Origin of the sequence: Natrarchaeobius versutus (genome assembly GCF_041205745.1) — an archaeon.
Taxonomy (GTDB): domain Archaea; phylum Halobacteriota; class Halobacteria; order Halobacteriales; family Natrialbaceae; genus Natrarchaeobius; species Natrarchaeobius versutus.
On the sequence record NZ_JBGFCC010000014.1, the window covers coordinates 55,641 to 72,930 of the forward strand.

Here is a 17,290-nt window from a genome sequence, read left to right on the forward strand (position 1 = left end):
ATGACGACAGTAGTCAAAATCGGCGGCGCCCGCGCCGTCGACCCCGAAGGGGCGCTCGCGGACGTCGCCTCCCTCGTGGAGGACGGCGAAGACGTCGTTCTCACCCACGGCGGCTCCACTGCCGTCGACGAGACCCTGGAAGCGCTCGGCCAGGATCCGACCTACGTCGAGACGCCCGGCGGCGTCGTCGGCCGATTCACCGACGAGGAGACGATGGACGTCTTCAAGATGGTCATGCCCGGCAAGCTCAATACCGACCTGGTCGAGAGTCTGCACAACGAGGGCGTCGACGCCGTCGGCCTCTCGGGCACGGACGGCAAACTGCTCTGTGGCAAGCGCAAGTCCGCCGTCCGCGTGAAAGAGGACGGCAAGAAGAAGATCAAACGCGGCGACCACTCGGGAAAGATCGAATCCGTCAACGCGGATCTGCTCGAGACGATCCTCGAGGGCGGCTACACGCCGGTCGTCTCCGTCCCGATGCTCGGCAAGGAGAAGTCGGGCGGCTATACGGCAGTCAACGCCGATGCCGACCGCGCCGCCGCCGCGATTGCAGGGGCACTCGAGGCAGATCTCGTTCTCCTCACGGACGTTTCGGGAATCTACGAGGATCCCGACGACGAGTCGACGAAGATCGACTCGGCGGCGACACCCGAGGAGTTCGAGGGCGTCAAGGAGGCCGCGGAAGGCTTCATGACGAAGAAGGTCATGGCCGCCGAGGAAGCACTGGAAGGCGGCGGCGCGTCCGTCATCGTCGCGACGGCGAACGCCGACGACCCGATCACGAGTGCACTCTCCGGCGAAGGAACGACGCTCGAGCCCGGTGTGCTCGCGGACGACGAAGCGGAAACGGAGGCCACCCAATGAGCGATCACGATTTCGTCTCCGGCGGCAAGCCCATCCCCATCGAACGCGGCGACGGGGCGTCTCTCTACACCGGCGACGGCACCGAGTACGTCGACGCCGGAGCGAGTTTCGCCTGTACGCCGCTGGGACACTCCCATCCCGCGGTCGTCGAGGCCGTCCAAGAACAGGTCGGGAAGCTGACGTTCGTCGACTCGTCTTATCCCGTCGAAGCGCGCGAGAACGCCTACGCCTCCCTCGTCGCAGCGACGCCCGACGAACTCGAGTCCGCCTGGTTCTGTAACTCCGGCACCGAGGCCAACGAGGCCGCCTTGAAGTTCGCACGGTCTGCGACCGGCGAGTCGACGATCGTCGCCGCGACCCGCTCGTTCCACGGACGGACGATGGGGTCGCTCGCGGCCACCTGGAAGAACACGTACAAGAAACCGTTCGAACCCCTCGCGGGGGACGTCGAGTTCGTCCCCTACGGCGACGGCGACGAACTCGCCGACGCGGTGGACGAGGAGACCGCGGCCGTCATCCTCGAGCCAATCCAGGGCGAAGGCGGGATCAACGTCCCGCCGGCGGGCTACCTCGAGACCGCCCGCGAACTCACTGACGAGGCCGGCGCGGCGCTCGTCTTGGACGAGGTCCAGACCGGCATGGGACGGACGGGTTCGATGTGGGCCTGCGAAAACGCCGGCGTCACGCCCGATATCCTCACGATGGCGAAGGGGCTGGGCAACGGCCTCCCAGTCGGCGCGGTCGCGGTCCGAGACTGGATCGCCGAGGGCGCGGCCTCGCACAACGCCACGTTCAGCGGCGGCCCCGTCGTCACCGCGGCCGTTCACGCGACCATCTCGACGCTGGTCGAGGAGGACGTCCCCGAAAACGCCGCCGGAATCGGCGACTACCTCACGACGGAACTCGAGGCAGCACTCGGCGACGAGATCCGCGAGGTCCGCGGCGAGGGCCTGCTCGTGGGCGTCGAGTTGAAACGCGGCGCGAACCGCGTCGCCCGCGACCTGGCGCTCGAGCAGCAGGTGCTCGCACTCCCTGCGGGGCGGACCGTCCTGCGATTGCTCCCGCCGCTCGTGATCGACGAAGCGGTGGCCGATCGTCTCGTCGACGCGATGACGGCGGTCGTCGTCTCCGAATCGGAGTGAGAGAGATGACCGCGAACACGACCACCACCGACGTTTCGGCGGAAGACGCCCGCGAGTTGCTCGTCGACCTCGTCTCGATCCCCTCGCCGACGGGCGAGGAACGCGAGGCGGCAACGCGGCTGGTCGACTTCTTCGAGGCCCACGACCGCGAGGTCTGGATCGACGCCGTCGGCAACGTCCGCGCGCCGGCCGACGACTCGGTCCTGCTCACCTCACACGTCGACACCGTCCCCGGTGAGATTCCCGTCGAGGTCGAGGAGACGGGCGACGACGAGATCCTCTGGGGCCGCGGCAGCGTCGACGCGACGGGGCCACTCGTCGCGATGGCGGCGGCCGCCGTCCGCACGGGCGTCTCCTTCGCCGGCGTCGTCGGCGAGGAGATCGACTCCCGTGGCTCGCGTTACTTCGTCGACGACCGAGATCGCGCTCCGGCGGCCGTCGTCAACGGCGAGCCCTCCGGAGCCGACGGGATCACGCTGGGGTATCGCGGGCTGATCGCCGGCACCTACGTCGCGACGAGCGAGTCCGGTCACACCTCCCGGCCGGACCCGAACGCGATTCAACACGCCGTCAACTGGTGGTCTTCCGTCGAGGACCACTTCGAAGGCGGCGAGTACGAACCCGTCTTCGAGCAGGTGACGACGAAGCCGGTCGACATCGAAGGCGGCGTCAGCGAGGACGGCCTCTCCGTCGAGGCGACGATGGACGTCCAGCTTCGGGTCCCGCCCGCCCTCGACGTCGAGACCGTCCGCGAGGCCGCGGAGGCCGAACTCGAGGTCGGCACCGTTACCTGGAAGGACAAGGTCCCGCCCGTGATGATGAGCCCGCGAACGGAGGTCGCACGGGCCTTCCGCGTCGCGATCCGAGCGGAAGGCGAAGAGCCGCGTCTGGTCCGAAAGACCGGCACCAGCGACATGAACATCTACGCCGGGGCCTGGGACTGTCCGATGGTGACCTACGGGCCGGGCAACTCCGAGCTCGACCACGCCCCCGACGAACGCCTCTCGCTTTCGGAGTTCGACCGATCGGTCGAGATCCTCGAGCGAGTGGCAAGGACGCTACGAGGTGACGATTCATGACACAGCCACGCCACTTCCTCGAGATCGACGACCTCTCGAGAGACGAACTGTTCGCGGTCTTAGACCGCGCCGAGGAGTACAAGCACGCACAGGAAAACGGTGAGGATCACGAGGATCTGGACGGCCAGACGCTCGGGATGATCTTCCAGAAGCCGAGTACGAGAACGCGAGTCTCCTTCGAGACGGGGATGACTCAGCTGGGGGGACACGCGGTCTTTCTCGGCGAGGACGACATCCAGCTCGGCCACGGCGAGCCGCTGAAAGACACCTCGAGAACCCTCTCGCGGTACGTCGACGCGGTGATGGCCCGCGTGTTCAAACACCACAACATCGAGGTGCTCGCCGAGTACGCCTCGGTGCCGGTCGTCAACGGGCTCACCGACGATGCCCACCCCTGCCAAACGCTCGCGGACTTGCTGACGATCCGCGAGCACGCAGGCGGATTCGGGGACGTCTCCGGGAGTGAATCGACCGGAGGCGCGTCGAACGACACGTTCGACGGCGTCTCGGTCGCCTGGGTCGGCGACGGCAACAACGTCGCCCAGTCGTTCGCGATCGGCGCCGCCCTCGCCGGCATCGACCTGACCGTCGCGACGCCGCCGGGCTACGAGATCGACGACGACGTCAGAGAGCGCGCTCGAGAACTCGGCGGCGAACCGGAGACGACGACCGACCCCGTCGAGGCGATCGAGGATGCTGACGTCATCTACACCGACGTCTGGATCAGTATGGGCCAGGAGGACGAACGCGACGTCCGGATGGACGACTTCGAGGGCTTTCAGGTCAACGAGGAACTGCTCTCGTACGCCCCCGACGCGTCGGTTATGCACTGCCTTCCGGCCCACCGTGGCGAGGAGATCACCGACGCCGTCGTCGAGAGCGATCGTTCGATCGTCTTCGACCAGGCCGAAAACAGATTACACGCACAGAAGGCGCTTCTGAGCTGGCTCCTCGATTGACATCTTCCACACGGCTAAAGCCGTGGGCTTTCGCCTGTACTTCCTGTAACCCTCACTCGAAAAGTTTGCCGACCATTCGACGGACTGATATCGACGGTAAACGATGTCTACCGCGGCCTAACGGCATATTTCATCCATAAATCCGGAGTTTCGTTTCGACGAATTTTGTTCAGCGAATAGAACAGTCGTTTGCGGTTATATGACCCGTTCGGGTAGGGGCGAGTGCATGTGGGTTAGAATCGTCGTCGCCGCAATCTTGCTGTTGGCGGGGCCAGTGGCAATGATCGCGCTGATCGTCGCGTGAGCGAGCGAAACGGGGGTATCGATCGATTGAAACCGACGGTAACGATTACGTGAGCGGGCGCCACGCGAGTCGGCCGATCCCGTCCACGCGGGACGCAGTCGTGATAAGGCCGACCAAGTGGGATACAGTCATAGTAAGGCGGGTCAAGTGAGACACAGTCGTGGCAGGGCGGATCGGACGGGACGGCTTTCGACGCCCAATCCACGTACTTTTTCTCCCTCGCCTCCCTCTCGAGGCACGATGAGTCTCAGTCTCTCCGCCGAGAAACCGGCGGTACCCGACGACGCCGACGACGGCGTCTGGCTCGAGTGTATCGAGTGCGGCGAAACCTTCCCGCCGTTCGAAGACGTCCGGTACACCTGCGACGAGTGCGGCGGACTGCTCGAGGTTCGCTACGCCGACCTGCCGACGTTCGAGGACTTCGACGGCCAGGGCGTCTGGCGCTACGCCGCCGCCCTGCCACTTGAAGCGGGCGTCACGACCCAGGAGGGTGCAACGCCGCTGTACGAGGTGCCACGACTCGAGGAGTCGGTCGGCGTCGAGGCCCTGCGGATCAAACACGAGGGGATGAACCCGACGGGCTCGTTCAAGGATCGGGGCATGACCGTCGGCGTCGCCGTTGCGAAGGAGTTGGGCGTCGACCGACTCGCCTGTGCATCGACCGGAAACACCAGCGCCGCGCTGGCGGCTTACGGCTCCCGCGGCGGCATGGAGACGCTCGTCCTGTTGCCAGCGGGGAAGGTCGCGGCGGGCAAGATCGCCCAGGCCAGTTTGCATGGCGCCCGAATCCTCGAGGTCGACGGCAACTTCGACGCCTGTCTCGACATCGTCCAGGAGCTCGCCGCGGGTGGGGAAGCGTACCTACTGAACTCACTGAACCCCTTCCGGCTCGAGGGCCAGAAGACGATCGGCCTCGAAATTCTCGAGGGTTTTCTCGCGGATTACGACGCCGTTCCGGATCGGATCGTCCTCCCCGTCGGGAACGCGGGCAACACCTCAGCGCTGTACAAGGCGTTTCGCGAACTCGTCCAGGCGGGCGAACTCGAGGAGAGCGAGGTACCCAAACTGACCGGCGTCCAGGCCGAAGGCGCGGCACCGATGGTCGAAGCGATCGAGAACGGCGCGGACGAGGTCCGTCGGTGGGACGAGGTCGAAACGCGCGCGACGGCGATCCGGATCGGCAACCCGGTCAACGCGCCGAAGGCGCTTCCCGGAATCCGCGAGACCGGCGGGACCGCCATCGCCGTCTCGGACGAGGAGATCACGGACGCACAGCGCGATCTCGCACGAGAAGGAATCGGCGTCGAACCGGCCTCCGCGGCGTCGGTCGCCGGCCTCCGGAAACTGCGCGCCGAGGGCGTCGTCGACGACGACGAGCGCGTCGCCTGCCTGACGACGGGCCACCTGCTCAAAGATCCCGACGCGGCGGCGGCCGCGGGCCACGATCCGGAGCCGGTCCCCGCGGAGACCGAGGGAGTGCTCGAGCACCTGCAATCTTGAAAATCGAATCCGAATCCGAAAGACGGACGCACGACCCCCGTCAGACAGTCTGACGCCCGACTGACTGAGCTTTTTGCCCGTCCACGTCGTACCAGTTTTCGGCTCATGTCCGCCGAGCAACAGCCCGCTGACGATACACCCTCCAGGACCGAACAGACACTCGATCCGCGGTCGGGCGTCGAACTCGCTTTCGAATCCGACACGGCGAACTCGAACGCCGAACCGGCGGCGGCGGGCCAGGCCGCCGACTCGAGCGAGTCGCTTCCCGTCCGGATCGAACGAACGTATCTCCGTACCAGAGTCGCCGCACTCGAGTCCGAACTCGAGGCGAGCGAACGACGACGACAGGACCTCATCGACCAGTACGAGCGAATCCTCGAGAGCTGGCGGGCGGAGACGAACCGTTCGGACGCGAGTTCCGAGTCGTCCGGTCCGCTCGGACGACTACTCGACGGCTGGCGATAGAGTTAGTCCGAGCCGCCGGCGCTCGCTCGCGAGTTTTCGGTTGCGTTCGCCCCCGCGCTCGTCGCGGCCGCGTCCGCGCTCGTCGCGTTCACCTCGCGGACGAACTCGAGGAAGTTCTCGAAGACGAGTTTCGCCTCGCAGGCCGAACGGTAGTTCTCCGCGGTGATCTCGGCGAGTACCGAGTCGCGACGCTCGTCGGTGAGATTCTTTCTGTGGACGAGTTCGCGGGCGGTCTTGCGGTCGTACTCGGGGTGGAACTGGACGCCGAAGACGCGATCCTTGCGGAATCCGTGGTTCGAGTACTCGTTTCGTGCGAGCGCCGTCGCACCGGGAGGTAGTTCCGTCACCGCATCGGAGTGGCTGGTGAACGCCGTAAACTCCGCGGAGACGTCCTCGAGCAGACGCGACTCGGTTGTCGTTCGTTCGATTCCGCTGTACCCGACCTCGTAGACCCCCATATCCTCGACGGTGCCGCCGAGGACGTCCGCGAGAAGCTGGTGACCCCAACAGACGCCGAAAAACGGAATTCCGCGGTCGATCGCCTCTGTAACCCACTCCTTCGTCGCCTCGATCCACGGCTCCGCCCAGTAGACGGACGTCCGCGAACCGGTGACGACGGCGCCATCGAACTCGAAACTGTCCGGCAACGACCCCTCGGTAACGTCGAACTCCGAGAGCGATGCGTCGAGTTCGCGTCGGAAGTTCCGCGTCGTGTTGTCGTCCCGCTGGGTCGCGTTCAGGACGGCGATACGCAGTTGACTCATCGTCGGCTACTGACGGCCGCGGACGGATAGCCTTTCCGCACGTCGCGGACGTTGCCGCGAGCGCCGACGCCCCGGATAACCGGCCACAGATCGAGGCTCGTCGATTACTCGAGGACGTAGAAACCGTCCTCGTCACGGCGGACCATCTCGCCGGTGTCGAACCAGCCGTCGACGAACCGACCGGGGCCGTCGTCGTCCGGCGTCCCGTCCGGGTCCACGTCCCGCTCGTTCGTGCGATCGGCGATCCCCTCGCCATCGCCGCCATCGCTCCCGTCGGCGGAACCGGCAGGTGTTACGTAGCCGTCGGCGACGACCGCACCCCCCACGCGAAGACGTCCCGCTCCCGGACCCTCGAGGACGTCGCCGCGGTCGTCGAACAGCCGAACGCGACAGTCGGGAACCGGGAGTCCGATCGCACCGTCGGCGTCGCCCCCTCGAGCGTGATCGTCGACGTCGACGGGCTGGCAGAATGCCGTCGAACACTCGAGTCGGCCGTAGGCCCGCGACACCGAGACGTCGTGGTCGCGATAGGACTCGAGGACGTCCGCCGGGACCGATCGATCGGGGATCGCCAGCTCGAGCGAGGCGACGGCCTCGGCGAACGACGGTTCGGCGGCGAGGTTTCGAAATGCGGTCGCTCGGCCCGCGATCAAGGTCGCGCTCTCGTCGACGATCGCGGTCAGCGTATCGCCGGGATCGAACGCTCGGTCGAGCAACAGTCGGCCGCCAGCGTACAGGATCGGAAGTGTGACCCGGACGAGCCCGTCGTAGGTCGAAAGCGGTGTCACGAGGGGGACCACGTCGCTCCGCGAGATTCCCCACGCGACGAGCGCCGAGATGCAGTTCCACTCGAGCGTGCGTGCGGAGTGTGCGACGACCGGGCGACCGCCCTCGCCGTGAACCAACAAGAGCGGGTGGTCAGACCGCGGGTGTCGATCGCCACCGGTTCGCAGATCGCTCTCGCTCGAGGACTGGATCCCGTCGTCGGTGTCGGTCTCCGCCAGTTCCTCGAGCGTCACGGATCGATCGAACGGAATCGAGCGCACGAGGTCGCGCTGGGCGGCTTCGGCAACGACGATCGCGGGCTCGAGCGCCTCGAACGGGCGCTCGACCGTCACCGGCGTCAGCAGGTGAGAGATCGGAGCGAGCGTCGCCTCGAGGCGTCGACAGGCAAACAACAGCGCGAGCGAGGCGACCCGGTTTCGCGTCACGAGACAGACCGTGTCGCCAGCGCCGATTCCGAGCGCCGAGAGGCGATCAGCGAGCGCGTCCGCCATCTCGGATAGCTCGCCGTAGGAGACACGCTCCTCGTGGATCGTCTCCGCGGGCGCGTACAGTCGCTCCTCGGAGATGTCGACGATGGCGGTGCGATCCGGGAAGCGGTCGGCCCGGCGCGCTAGCGAGAGCGTCACGGATTTCGTTTCGTCGCCGGCATCCGTAGTAGGTGGGGAGTCGATCGCAAGCACCGACCGCGAGTTTCGACTATACTCAGACCGTCCGACGATTCCGTCACCGGACACTGATGGCGCGCTGGGCCGCGGTGAGCGAAATCGAGGTGTGAGCGTTGGGAACACCTCGAGACGCGAACCGCGGCCCGAACTGCGAGGGATGAGCGAGCGCCGCGAGCGAATCGGCTGGGGAGGACGTGGCAACTCCTCGGTGCCAGGATCGCAGAATGCTCGGGACCACGGTCGACCTCCGACAGATGGACGACCGGCAACCAGCGGCAAAATCCACAGGAACGCCAGCTACTCGACGGGGGCGACAGTCAACCGACGGAGTGACAGTCAATCGACGGAGCGACAGTCAATCGACGGAGCGACAGTCAATCGACGGAGCGACAGTCAATCGACCGAATTCACTCGAGAACGAAGGCGAACGGGCAAAACAGGCCGCGCCAAGGCCATCAATCCCAACACAACAATCTCATTCGCTCGCGGCGTGCTCCTCGAGAAACCCGAGCAACCGATCGTTGACCTCGCGCGAGCGCTCGACGAAACAGAGATGACCTGCCCCCTCGAGCGGAATGAACTCGCCCCGGGGGAGTCCGCGCGCGAGGTCCTCGCCGGCCGAGGCAGGGACGAGCGCGTCGTCGGTGCCAGAGAAAACCCGGGTCGGCTGGGTCACCTCGACCAGCCAGTCGGTTGCGTCGAATCCCTCGAGGGCGCCGACTTGTGCCTCCCAGCCCGCGCGGTCGGCGTCGCCGTCGGATCGCCAGTCGACGATTCCTTCACAGACGTCGGGATGGGAGTCACGGAAGTCAGCGGAGAACCCCACCGAGAGCGACTCCCGAATCGCTTCTCGGTCGTCCGGCGGCGCGAACAGCGCCTCGAGGTCGAACGCCGAGCCCTCGGCCGCGGTGCCAACAAGCGAGAGCGTCGCGACCCGGCTCGAAGTCCGGGCGGTCCGCAAGGCGACCGCACCGCCGAGGCCGCAGCCGACGAGGTGGGCGTTTCGGAATTCACAGTCGGCGAGCACCGCCTCGAGGTCGGCGACGAGGTCCTCGAGACGGTAAGGGCCGGGCGGCGCGTCGGAGCGACCGGTTCCGCGGAGGTCCCAGACGACGGCCTCGTAGGGGCCGACGAGGCCGGCGTGTTGCCAGCCCCACGACCAGCCGCCGAGGCCGGCCTCGGGGACGAAGACGACGGGGTCGCCGTCACCCTCGCGGTCGTAGTACAACGAGACGGAGCCGTTCGTGGCGGTCGGCATACAGAACCCGAGTACGGGGAGCAAGGCGATGGTTTCGGTTCCGCGCGATTGTTCACCGAATCAGACGGGGCGCATTCCATCGGTTCCGTCGCCACTACGACCCGTCCCGCAGTCGCACCCGGAAATCGGTACGCCAATCCCGATCAGTTCTCGAACGATTCGAGCTTTCGGACGAGTTTGGAGTAGAGATCGGGAGAACAGTACCAGCCGGCCTCGATCATCGCATCGATCGTCTCGCGTGCCTCGGAGACGGGAATAGCACCACGTTTCGTACACCGTAACACGAGATACGCCGTTCCTCGAGTCTCGATCCCCTCGACGTCTGCGACCAGTCGTCCGGTCGCTTCGTCCATCACGGCGGTCGCGTCGAACGACGCTGCACAAGCGAGAACCGCGACGTCGGCGTCGCTCACGTTCGGATTTCGTTGGAGACGGTCCACGAGTGACGACTCGTCGACCGAAACCACTTCGAAGATTCCGTCATCGATACACTGCTCGATGCGACGTGCATCGGGATATCCCTCTTCGAGGCCAGCCGTCACGACTTCGCTGTGTACGGGCTCCGGAATTCGACAGGGGCCATCCAGACGAGAGACCAGGCGAAGCCGTTCGACCGTCGCGAGATAGATGAGCGGCGTTGCATCGAAAACCCACATTTACAACTCGTCGAGATCGGATTTTAGATGGTCGCTCGATACCCAGGTAACATCTCGTCGTTCAGCAAGGGAAGCCAGTTCCCACGTTGACATCCCTGCAATTTCGGCTGCTCGCGTGAACGTCACCTCCCCCTCTTCGAGACGGGCGAGAGCCTGTTCGCGACGCCACTCTTCGAGGCCTTCAGCGAGCAATTTTCGAACGGCCGTACTGCGGTCGAGACGCTCCGTCTCGAGATACTCCTCGAGTTCGGCCTCGAGGTCGTCCGGCACCCGCGTCGAGATCGTTCCCATGGCGTATGCAATGTTTGCATTGAATACAAGCGTTTCGCCGGATTCAAAGCACTCTGTGCGGTCAGAGCCGAGACGCTCGAGCGGCTCAAACCGAAAAATACGGTAAAAGAGGTCGATGCGTTTCTCTCTCGGATCGATCAGGCGTCCTGCACCTGACGCAACACGTCGGGGGCGTCCTCGAGTGCGTCGTCTAAGGCGTCGACGTTGGGGCCACCGCCCTGTGCGAAGTCGGGCGGGCCGCCGCCGCCGCCACCGACCCTCGAGGCGAGTTCGCCGACGACCTCGCCGGCGTTGACGCCGACGTCGTCGGGCACCGAGACGACGAACTGGGCGCCACTCGCCCCACTTCCAAGGACGGCGATACTCCCTTCCTCGCTGATGGCGTTCGCGGTCGCGCGCAGTTCGTCCATGTCGGCGTCGATCCGATCGACGACCGCCGTCGAGTCGCCGACGTCGACCGCTTCGGCGTCGCCACCGCCACCGGCACGGGCTTCGGCGAGTTGTTCTTTCAGGTCCTCGATCTGTTTGCCCCGATCCTTCCACTCCTCGAAGAACCGGTCGGCCGTCGCGGGAAGGTCCTCGGGGGAGACGTCGAGGATCTCGGCGGCCTCGTAGAGGGCGTCTTCCTTGCGCTGAGAGGACTCGATTGCGGCCTCGCCGGCGGCGAACGTGATGCGCTCGACGCCGTCCTGGACGCGCTCGGTCGAGAGGATCTTGATCGCGCCGATATCGCCGGTGCGAGCGACGTGGGTACCACCGCAGGCCTGGACGTCCTCGGCGACGTGGACGAGTCGGATCTGTTCGCCCGGCGGAATCCCGCCCTGGTAGAGCCCGAAGCCGTGTTCGGCCTCGGCTTCGTGGCGGTCGGGCCACTCCTGGGTGACCGCCGTGTTCTCCATCACGACGTCGTTAGCGACGCGTTCGATCGCTTTGATCGCCTCGCGGTCGATCCGGTCGTAGTGGCGCAGGTCGATCCGCGAGGAGTCGACGCCCTTCTGTGCGCCGGCCTGGCGGACGTGATCGCCGAGCACCTCGCGGGCGGCGTGGATGACGATGTGGGTCGCCGTGTGGTGGCGCATCAGCTGTCTGCGGCGGGTGGTGTCGACCTGCCCGTTGACGAAGTCGCCCTTGCCAGGGTCCTCGTCGGTTCGGTGGAGGACGACGCCGTCTTCGATCTGGACGTCCGTCACCTCGACGGTCGTATCGTCAGTCGAGAGCGTTCCCGCGTCCGCGGGTTGACCGCCGCCTTCGGGGTAGAACATCGTCTGATCGAGGACGACGTCGTACCCCTCCTCGCGCTCGAAGACGTCCAGAACGACCGCTTCGAACTGGGTGCGTTGCTGATCGTCGTAGTAGAGTTTCTCCGTCTCGGGGAGGTCCTCGAACCGTTCGTCGGCCTCGTCGGCCGCCTCTGCTACCGCCTCGGGGGTGTCGTGGCGCTGGGCGACGAGGCTGTAGAAGTCGTCGGGAACGGCCACGTCGGCGCCGGCGTCCTCGGCGATCTCCTCGACCATGTCCGGCTGGATGCCGTGGGAGTCGTAGAGTTCGATGAGTTCGTCGGTCGGGATCGGCTCGCCTCTCTCGGCGTACTCCACGGCGAGCTGTTCGACGCGGCGGCCGCCCCGTTCTAAGGTCTCGCGGTACTTCTCGACCTCGGTACGGACGATGTCGCGGATCGTATCGCGGTTCTCGTAGCCCAGCCGTTCGGCCTGCATGTCGACGAGTTCGTCCAGTGGGGCGTCGACGCCGACGTTGTCACAGAGGCGTTTCGTTCGGCGCAGAACCATCCGGGCGAGATAGCCCGTCCCGACGTTCGAGGGGACGATGCCGTCGCCGAGCATATACGCGAGCGTGCGACAGTGGTCGGCGATCGCGTAAACGTCCTCTAAGGGCTCGACGAGGTCGCGCAGTTCGTCGACGGAGACGCCCAGTCGGTCGGCGATGTCGCCGCGAGCGGCCTCGACGTCGTCGACGTCGTCGATGTCCAGATTGCCCGAGAGCCGGGCGGCCCGGCCGACCAGTTCGGACTCCTCCTCGGTGTGTTCGATTCCCGCGTTGTCCCGCAAAAACTCGGTCATCTCGGGGTAGATCGCCTCGTACACCGTCGGCGTTCCCTGGCTCATCCAGGTCCAGCGCTCTAACCCGTAGCCGGTGTCGACGATGTACGTGTCCATGAACGAGTAGGTGTTCCCGTCTTTGAGTTCGTACTCGCCGTCGGGATCTTGCTCCATGCACATGAAGACGAGGGTCGCCAACTCCAGCCCGCGGTAGATGACCTCGATGGCGGGACCGGCGTTGCCGCCGCCGACCCACGGATCCTCGATGTAGGTAACGTCGGTGATGTCCGCACCCAGCGACTCGAGCAGTTCGTCACAGAGTTCGACGGTCCGGCTCTTCCAGTAGACTTCACCCTCGTAGGCGTAGGCGTCGCCCGCCTCCTCGCTCGCGTTGAACGCGTGGTGGGCCATCATCTCGAAGGCCATCGTGTGTCGGCCCGTCTTGCCGACGTTGTCGATATCCTGCATCCGGATGCACGGCTGGGAGACCGTAAGCGGGTTCGCCGGCGGCGGCGTCTCGCCGCTCGTGACCAGCGGTTGGAAGTCGTAGATCGACGCCTGCGTCAACAGGACGTCGTCTCGCCAGCGATTCGCCGCGACGGGGTAGGGATCGATGCGCTCGTGGCCGTGTTCCTCGAAAAAAGAGAGAAACACCTCGCGCATCTCCTCGAGACTGTACTCCTCGTCGAAGCCCGGGTTGTCGATGAAGTCGTACTCCTCACACGGGGGCTCGCCACAGGTTACCCGGTCCTCGTCGCGCGTCCAGAAGAAGGCCCCACACTCGGGACACTCCTTTCGCACGAATCCTTCCTCCTCGAAGTACTCGAGGCGGTATTCGTCCGCCAGTTCGCTCATTGTACGTCTATTGACCAGCCAGCGCCTAAAACAGTTCCGTAACGTTCATCCCGCGAGGATCGGACGAAGGTGTTCGGAACGGACGGCAACGGCGACGGGAGCCGACACACGGCGTTCGTCCAGACGCGATTGTAACGACGATCGCCAATGAGCAGTTCGACGATAGCCGAACTTTTCCGGCAAACGTCCACCCTCACGACTCGAAACGCCCAGCAGAATTTTATCGTGGTCATCCGGACAGTAGGTACGAACGAACAAGTGGATTCGATGACATCGATGGCACACCCGACACCGGGGTCGCGGCCGCTTCTGATACTCTACGTGGCCGCGACGGAAACCGACGCCCGCGACGGAGCGAACGCACTCGAGGCGGTTCGCGAGGGACCGGAGCGGACGGTTCACCCGACGGCGTCGGTCGACCGAGTTCGCGAGTGGACTCCCGAAGTCGACTGCGTCGTCTACGCGGAACCGAACGAGCCCGACGACTCCAGTCTGCTCGAGGTCGTCGAGGCGTGCGGATCGACGCCGCTCGTCCTCTACGGCGATGGACCGTCGGCCTCTCGCTCGAGCGCCGGCATCGACGGCTACGTTCGGCGGGAAACGGCGGATGGACCACTGCACCTGGCCGACGAGATTTCCTGGCGCTGTGGCGGCGACACCGATCGGCCGACGGAGCCGCCGCTTGGCGACCGCGGAGGAGATACGGGGACCGCCATCCTCGAGACGGCGGCCGCGATCGCGACGTGTCGAGAACGCGACCGGCTCTTCGATCGGCTCGTCGACGGTACGGTCGACGTACTCGGCTTCGAGTGTTGTTGGGTCGCGACGATCAACTTCGGCGAACTCCAGCCGCGGGCGGTCTCGTCGGCCGTCCCCGACGAACAGCTCGGATCGACGCCGCTCGACGACCCGCTCAGCGCGGCGTTTCGAGCCCGACAGTCCATCCGGATCGCAGACCTGGCGGATCTCGAGGTGGTCGAACCACCGTTCGAGCACGTCCGATCGCTGTGTTGCGTTCCGGTCGGCGACGTCGGCGTCCTCTACGTCGCCTCGGAGCTTCCCGGCGCCTTCGACGCGACGGATCTCGAGGTGCTCGAGGGGCTGTGTGAAACCGCCGCGTCGATCCTCGAGCGCAACTGGACGGAGACGGGAATCAGCAACGACCGCGACCGGCTACAGCGCGAACGCGATCGGATCGTCGCCCAGTACAACCGGCTCGTCAACGACCGAAACCGGCTCGAGGCCGACCGCAACGACCTCGTCTCGGTGGTCGCGAGCCTCTCCGAGCCGACGATCCGGTACGAACTCGAGGACGGACTGCCGGTCGTCGCCGACATCAACGACCCACACGAGGCGGTCTTCGGCGATGCCGCCGAAGCGGTCGCGAACGTTCCGGTCGCCGAGTACGCGATCCCGAGCGGTCTCGTCGAGGAACGAACGTCGTTGCTCGAGGCGATCCACTCGAACGAACAGTACAGGCTCCCGTGTCGTCGCGGGACCGTCGACGGCGTTCGCGATTTCGTCCTGACCGTCGTCCCGCTGGAGACGGACGACGCGGACGAGCCGAGCGACGGGCTGTTGGTCTACGAGGACGTCACCGAATCGCGGCGTCGAAAACGGGAGTTGGCGGCGGTCTCGGACCGACTCGAGACGATCGCCGAACTGGTCGAAGACGAGAGCCGGACGCCGCTGAACGCGGCCAGGGGCTACCTCGAACTGGCCGAGAAGACCGGGAGTCGCGAGCACTTCGAGATGGTCGAGGACGCCCACGACCGACTCTCGGAGTTCCTCGAGGCGCTGACCGACGTCGCCGGAACCGACCTCGAGACGGAACCGGTCGGTATCCGGGAGATGGCACACCGCGCCTGGATCGGCGCGGACACCGCAGACGCGAAACTCGTCACCGAGGACGACCTCCTCGTCGCGGCCGACCGCGAGCGGATGCGAGAGCTGTTCGAGTGCGTCCTGCAGGCGGCGATCGAGATCGAACACGCGAACACGCCGTCGTGGGTGAACGCGGACGCCGCCGGCCCCGTCACGGTCACCGTCGGCGCAACGGACGACGGCTTCTACGTCGCCGGACACCGACCCGCGTCCGACGACGAGCACGGTCGTACCGACCCCGACGCCGAACTGCTGGTCGACGCCGACGGCACCGGGGTCCAACTCGAGACCGTCGAACGCATCGCCGACGCCCACGGCTGGGATCTCGGCGTCGCCGAGGACGAAGACGGGACGGCGTTTGCGTTCCGCGGCGTCGACGCGATCGATAGCTGACGGGCACGGCCGTTTATCGGTGGTATCACTCCGATTGTAACGGCCCGACCGTGACTCAAAACGGCGTTTGAGTCTTCGTCGCGGCTATGTAGGCAGGTTGCGTACTCTCGAGTGCAATGGCAGTAATCCCCGCATTTCGAGATGGTTGGACAGCTCTCCGCGAGAACCCCGTCATACTACTGGGCGGTCTGTTCCTCGCGGTCGCCGGTCAGCTGGCGTCCGCAGGCGGACTCGTCGACTCGTGGATCCTGATGGCAGTCGGCTTCGTCATCGCGCTCCTCCTCTCGCCGTTTCTCCTCGGTGGTATCATCGGGATGGCCCTCGAGGCGCTCGAGGGGTCGACGGCGACGCTGACTCAGCTCACCGAATCGGGGAAGGCGTACTACCTCTCCTTGCTCGGCGCGTCGCTTCTGTTCGGAACGATACTGTTCGCCGCGATGTTCGCCAGTATGATCGTCGCCGTGTTCGGAGTCGCCCTCGGAATCGGGTTCGCGGGAGCGGACGCCGGAGCGGCGGGGCTGGTGGTAGCCGGCCTCGCAGTTCTCCTGATGCTCGCGCTCTTCTTGCTCGTCTTCGTCGTATTCCTGTTCGTACAGTTTTACAACACGGCGATCGTCGTCGAGGGCGAACGAGCGCTCTCCTCGTTCTCGCGAAGCGCCAGCCTCGTCCGGTCGAACCTGCTGAGCGTCGTCGGCTACTCGATCCTCTGGGTCGGAATCGGCATGGCCGCGTTCGTGCCGATCGTCGGCCTCGAGTTCGCGCTGGTCGAACCCGGCCTCGTCGGCGGGATCGGCGAGTCGGTTGGCTACGCGGTCACGCTCCTCGCGGGGGTCCTCATCACCGGCCTCCTCTACTCGTATCTCTACACCGTTCACACGGCGTACTACACGCGGTTGATTCCCACACCGGCGAGCAACTGACCGCCTCGGACGCTACCGGCGTTCGAATCGGTGACGGACGACCTCGCTGTCGTCGTCCCACTCGAAGTTCTCGTGGGCGCGCTCGAGCAAGCGCTCGTAGGCCTCGAGGTCCGCCATTCCCTCCGCCCGTGCGTCCTCGTCGGTCAGATCCCCGAGCGTGCGCTCGGTCACGTCGGTCACCGCGAACGTCTCGCCGTCGATCGAAAACGTGTCGCCCTCCTCGGCGTACCGGTGGCCGCGGTGGATCTGTGACACCTCGCCCTCGTGGACGCCCTCACGCATCCGCGGACTCGGTAGCAAGTCGTCGGGATCGATCTCGCCCATATCCGGACGTCGTCGCCGGCGAACAAAATCGTTTGGCCGGAGTCTGTGTGTAAATCGTTGCAGTGGCTACTACAACCGGCGATTGGAACGGTGGAACCGTCGGCGAGAACGAGCGGACCACCCG

15 protein-coding genes are annotated in these 17,290 nt (G+C 65.8%); 8 read left to right on the forward strand and 7 right to left on the reverse strand.

What is annotated here, in order from left to right; all coding sequences use genetic code 11:
- From AB7C87_RS23355 to AB7C87_RS23380, 6 genes are all read left to right on the forward strand, one after another.
- The gene (locus AB7C87_RS23355) at positions 1–864 is read left to right on the forward strand and encodes an acetylglutamate/acetylaminoadipate kinase (RefSeq protein ID WP_369731935.1); all 864 of its coding nucleotides are present in this window, start codon (positions 1–3) and stop codon (positions 862–864) included.
- A complete protein-coding gene (locus tag AB7C87_RS23360; protein ID WP_369731936.1) occupies positions 861–2,006 on the forward strand; it encodes an aspartate aminotransferase family protein in 1,146 nt (381 codons plus the stop codon). The genes AB7C87_RS23355 and AB7C87_RS23360 overlap by 4 nt, the downstream gene beginning before the upstream one ends.
- A 5-nt stretch (positions 2,007–2,011) precedes the next feature.
- Entirely contained in the window at positions 2,012–3,085 is a 1,074-nt protein-coding gene (locus tag AB7C87_RS23365) for a [LysW]-lysine hydrolase (protein ID WP_369731937.1), read from the forward strand.
- Positions 3,082–4,044 carry an ornithine carbamoyltransferase gene (argF, locus tag AB7C87_RS23370; RefSeq protein WP_369731938.1) on the forward strand — a complete coding sequence of 321 codons (963 nt, stop codon included), beginning with the start codon at positions 3,082–3,084 and terminating at the stop codon, positions 4,042–4,044. Before AB7C87_RS23365 ends, argF begins: the two co-directional genes overlap by 4 nt.
- Positions 4,045–4,588: 544 nt before the next feature.
- Positions 4,589–5,848: a threonine synthase gene (thrC, locus tag AB7C87_RS23375; protein WP_369731939.1), complete on the forward strand. Its 1,260-nt coding sequence runs from the start codon at positions 4,589–4,591 to the stop codon at positions 5,846–5,848.
- A gap of 105 nt (positions 5,849–5,953) precedes the next feature.
- Positions 5,954–6,313 carry a hypothetical protein gene (locus AB7C87_RS23380; RefSeq protein ID WP_369731941.1) on the forward strand — a complete coding sequence of 120 codons (360 nt, stop codon included), beginning with the start codon at positions 5,954–5,956 and terminating at the stop codon, positions 6,311–6,313.
- Positions 6,314–6,315: 2 nt separating this feature from the next.
- Here the strand turns inward: AB7C87_RS23380 and AB7C87_RS23385 are convergent, their stop codons facing one another.
- The 6 genes from AB7C87_RS23385 to alaS all read right to left on the reverse strand — a co-directional run bounded on the left by AB7C87_RS23385 (position 6,316) and on the right by alaS (position 13,645).
- On the reverse strand, positions 6,316–7,077 hold the full coding sequence (locus AB7C87_RS23385; protein WP_369731943.1) for a type 1 glutamine amidotransferase: 762 nt from the start codon (positions 7,075–7,077) through the stop codon (positions 6,316–6,318).
- 104 nt (positions 7,078–7,181) lie between these two features.
- Entirely contained in the window at positions 7,182–8,489 is a 1,308-nt protein-coding gene (locus AB7C87_RS23390) for a class I adenylate-forming enzyme family protein (protein ID WP_369731944.1), read from the reverse strand.
- A 514-nt stretch (positions 8,490–9,003) separates the two neighbouring features.
- Complete coding sequence (locus AB7C87_RS23395) at positions 9,004–9,786, reverse strand: alpha/beta fold hydrolase (RefSeq protein WP_369731945.1); 783 nt, start codon at positions 9,784–9,786, stop codon at positions 9,004–9,006.
- Between the two features lie 143 nt (positions 9,787–9,929).
- On the reverse strand, positions 9,930–10,442 hold the full coding sequence (locus AB7C87_RS23400; protein WP_369731946.1) for a PIN domain-containing protein: 513 nt from the start codon (positions 10,440–10,442) through the stop codon (positions 9,930–9,932).
- On the reverse strand, positions 10,443–10,733 hold the full coding sequence (locus tag AB7C87_RS23405) for a UPF0175 family protein (RefSeq protein WP_369731947.1): 291 nt from the start codon (positions 10,731–10,733) through the stop codon (positions 10,443–10,445).
- Between the two features lie 137 nt (positions 10,734–10,870).
- Positions 10,871–13,645: an alanine--tRNA ligase gene (alaS, locus tag AB7C87_RS23410; protein WP_369731948.1), complete on the reverse strand. Its 2,775-nt coding sequence runs from the start codon at positions 13,643–13,645 to the stop codon at positions 10,871–10,873.
- Between the two features lie 276 nt (positions 13,646–13,921).
- Between alaS and AB7C87_RS23415 the strand changes: the two genes are divergently transcribed.
- Together AB7C87_RS23415 and AB7C87_RS23420 are read left to right on the forward strand one after the other, a co-directional pair.
- Complete coding sequence (locus AB7C87_RS23415) at positions 13,922–15,922, forward strand: sensor histidine kinase (protein ID WP_369731949.1); 2,001 nt, start codon at positions 13,922–13,924, stop codon at positions 15,920–15,922.
- 116 nt (positions 15,923–16,038) lie between these two features.
- A complete protein-coding gene (locus AB7C87_RS23420; RefSeq protein WP_369731951.1) occupies positions 16,039–16,842 on the forward strand; it encodes a DUF7847 domain-containing protein in 804 nt (267 codons plus the stop codon).
- 12 nt (positions 16,843–16,854) lie between these two features.
- Here the strand turns inward: AB7C87_RS23420 and AB7C87_RS23425 are convergent, their stop codons facing one another.
- Positions 16,855–17,166, reverse strand: coding sequence for an ASCH domain-containing protein (locus tag AB7C87_RS23425; protein ID WP_369731952.1), 312 nt, complete (start codon positions 17,164–17,166; stop codon positions 16,855–16,857).
- Positions 17,167–17,290 lie beyond the last annotated feature (124 nt).

Excerpts from the sequence above, each read along its gene's own strand:
- AB7C87_RS23395 (WP_369731945.1), bottom strand. The coding sequence starts at position 9,786 with ATGCCGACCGCCACGAACGGCTCCGTCTCGTTGTACTACGACCGCGAG.
- AB7C87_RS23405 (WP_369731947.1), bottom strand. The coding sequence starts at position 10,733 with ATGGGAACGATCTCGACGCGGGTGCCGGACGACCTCGAGGCCGAACTC.
- AB7C87_RS23380 (WP_369731941.1), top strand. The coding sequence starts at position 5,954 with ATGTCCGCCGAGCAACAGCCCGCTGACGATACACCCTCCAGGACCGAA.
- AB7C87_RS23420 (WP_369731951.1), top strand. The coding sequence starts at position 16,039 with ATGGCAGTAATCCCCGCATTTCGAGATGGTTGGACAGCTCTCCGCGAG.
- AB7C87_RS23400 (WP_369731946.1), bottom strand. The coding sequence starts at position 10,442 with ATGTGGGTTTTCGATGCAACGCCGCTCATCTATCTCGCGACGGTCGAA.
- AB7C87_RS23415 (WP_369731949.1), top strand. The coding sequence starts at position 13,922 with ATGGCACACCCGACACCGGGGTCGCGGCCGCTTCTGATACTCTACGTG.
- AB7C87_RS23365 (WP_369731937.1), top strand. The coding sequence starts at position 2,012 with ATGACCGCGAACACGACCACCACCGACGTTTCGGCGGAAGACGCCCGC.
- thrC (WP_369731939.1), top strand. The coding sequence starts at position 4,589 with ATGAGTCTCAGTCTCTCCGCCGAGAAACCGGCGGTACCCGACGACGCC.
- AB7C87_RS23385 (WP_369731943.1), bottom strand. The coding sequence starts at position 7,077 with ATGAGTCAACTGCGTATCGCCGTCCTGAACGCGACCCAGCGGGACGAC.
- alaS (WP_369731948.1), bottom strand. The coding sequence starts at position 13,645 with ATGAGCGAACTGGCGGACGAATACCGCCTCGAGTACTTCGAGGAGGAA.
- argF (WP_369731938.1), top strand. The coding sequence starts at position 3,082 with ATGACACAGCCACGCCACTTCCTCGAGATCGACGACCTCTCGAGAGAC.
- AB7C87_RS23360 (WP_369731936.1), top strand. The coding sequence starts at position 861 with ATGAGCGATCACGATTTCGTCTCCGGCGGCAAGCCCATCCCCATCGAA.
- AB7C87_RS23355 (WP_369731935.1), top strand. The coding sequence starts at position 1 with ATGACGACAGTAGTCAAAATCGGCGGCGCCCGCGCCGTCGACCCCGAA.
- AB7C87_RS23425 (WP_369731952.1), bottom strand. The coding sequence starts at position 17,166 with ATGGGCGAGATCGATCCCGACGACTTGCTACCGAGTCCGCGGATGCGT.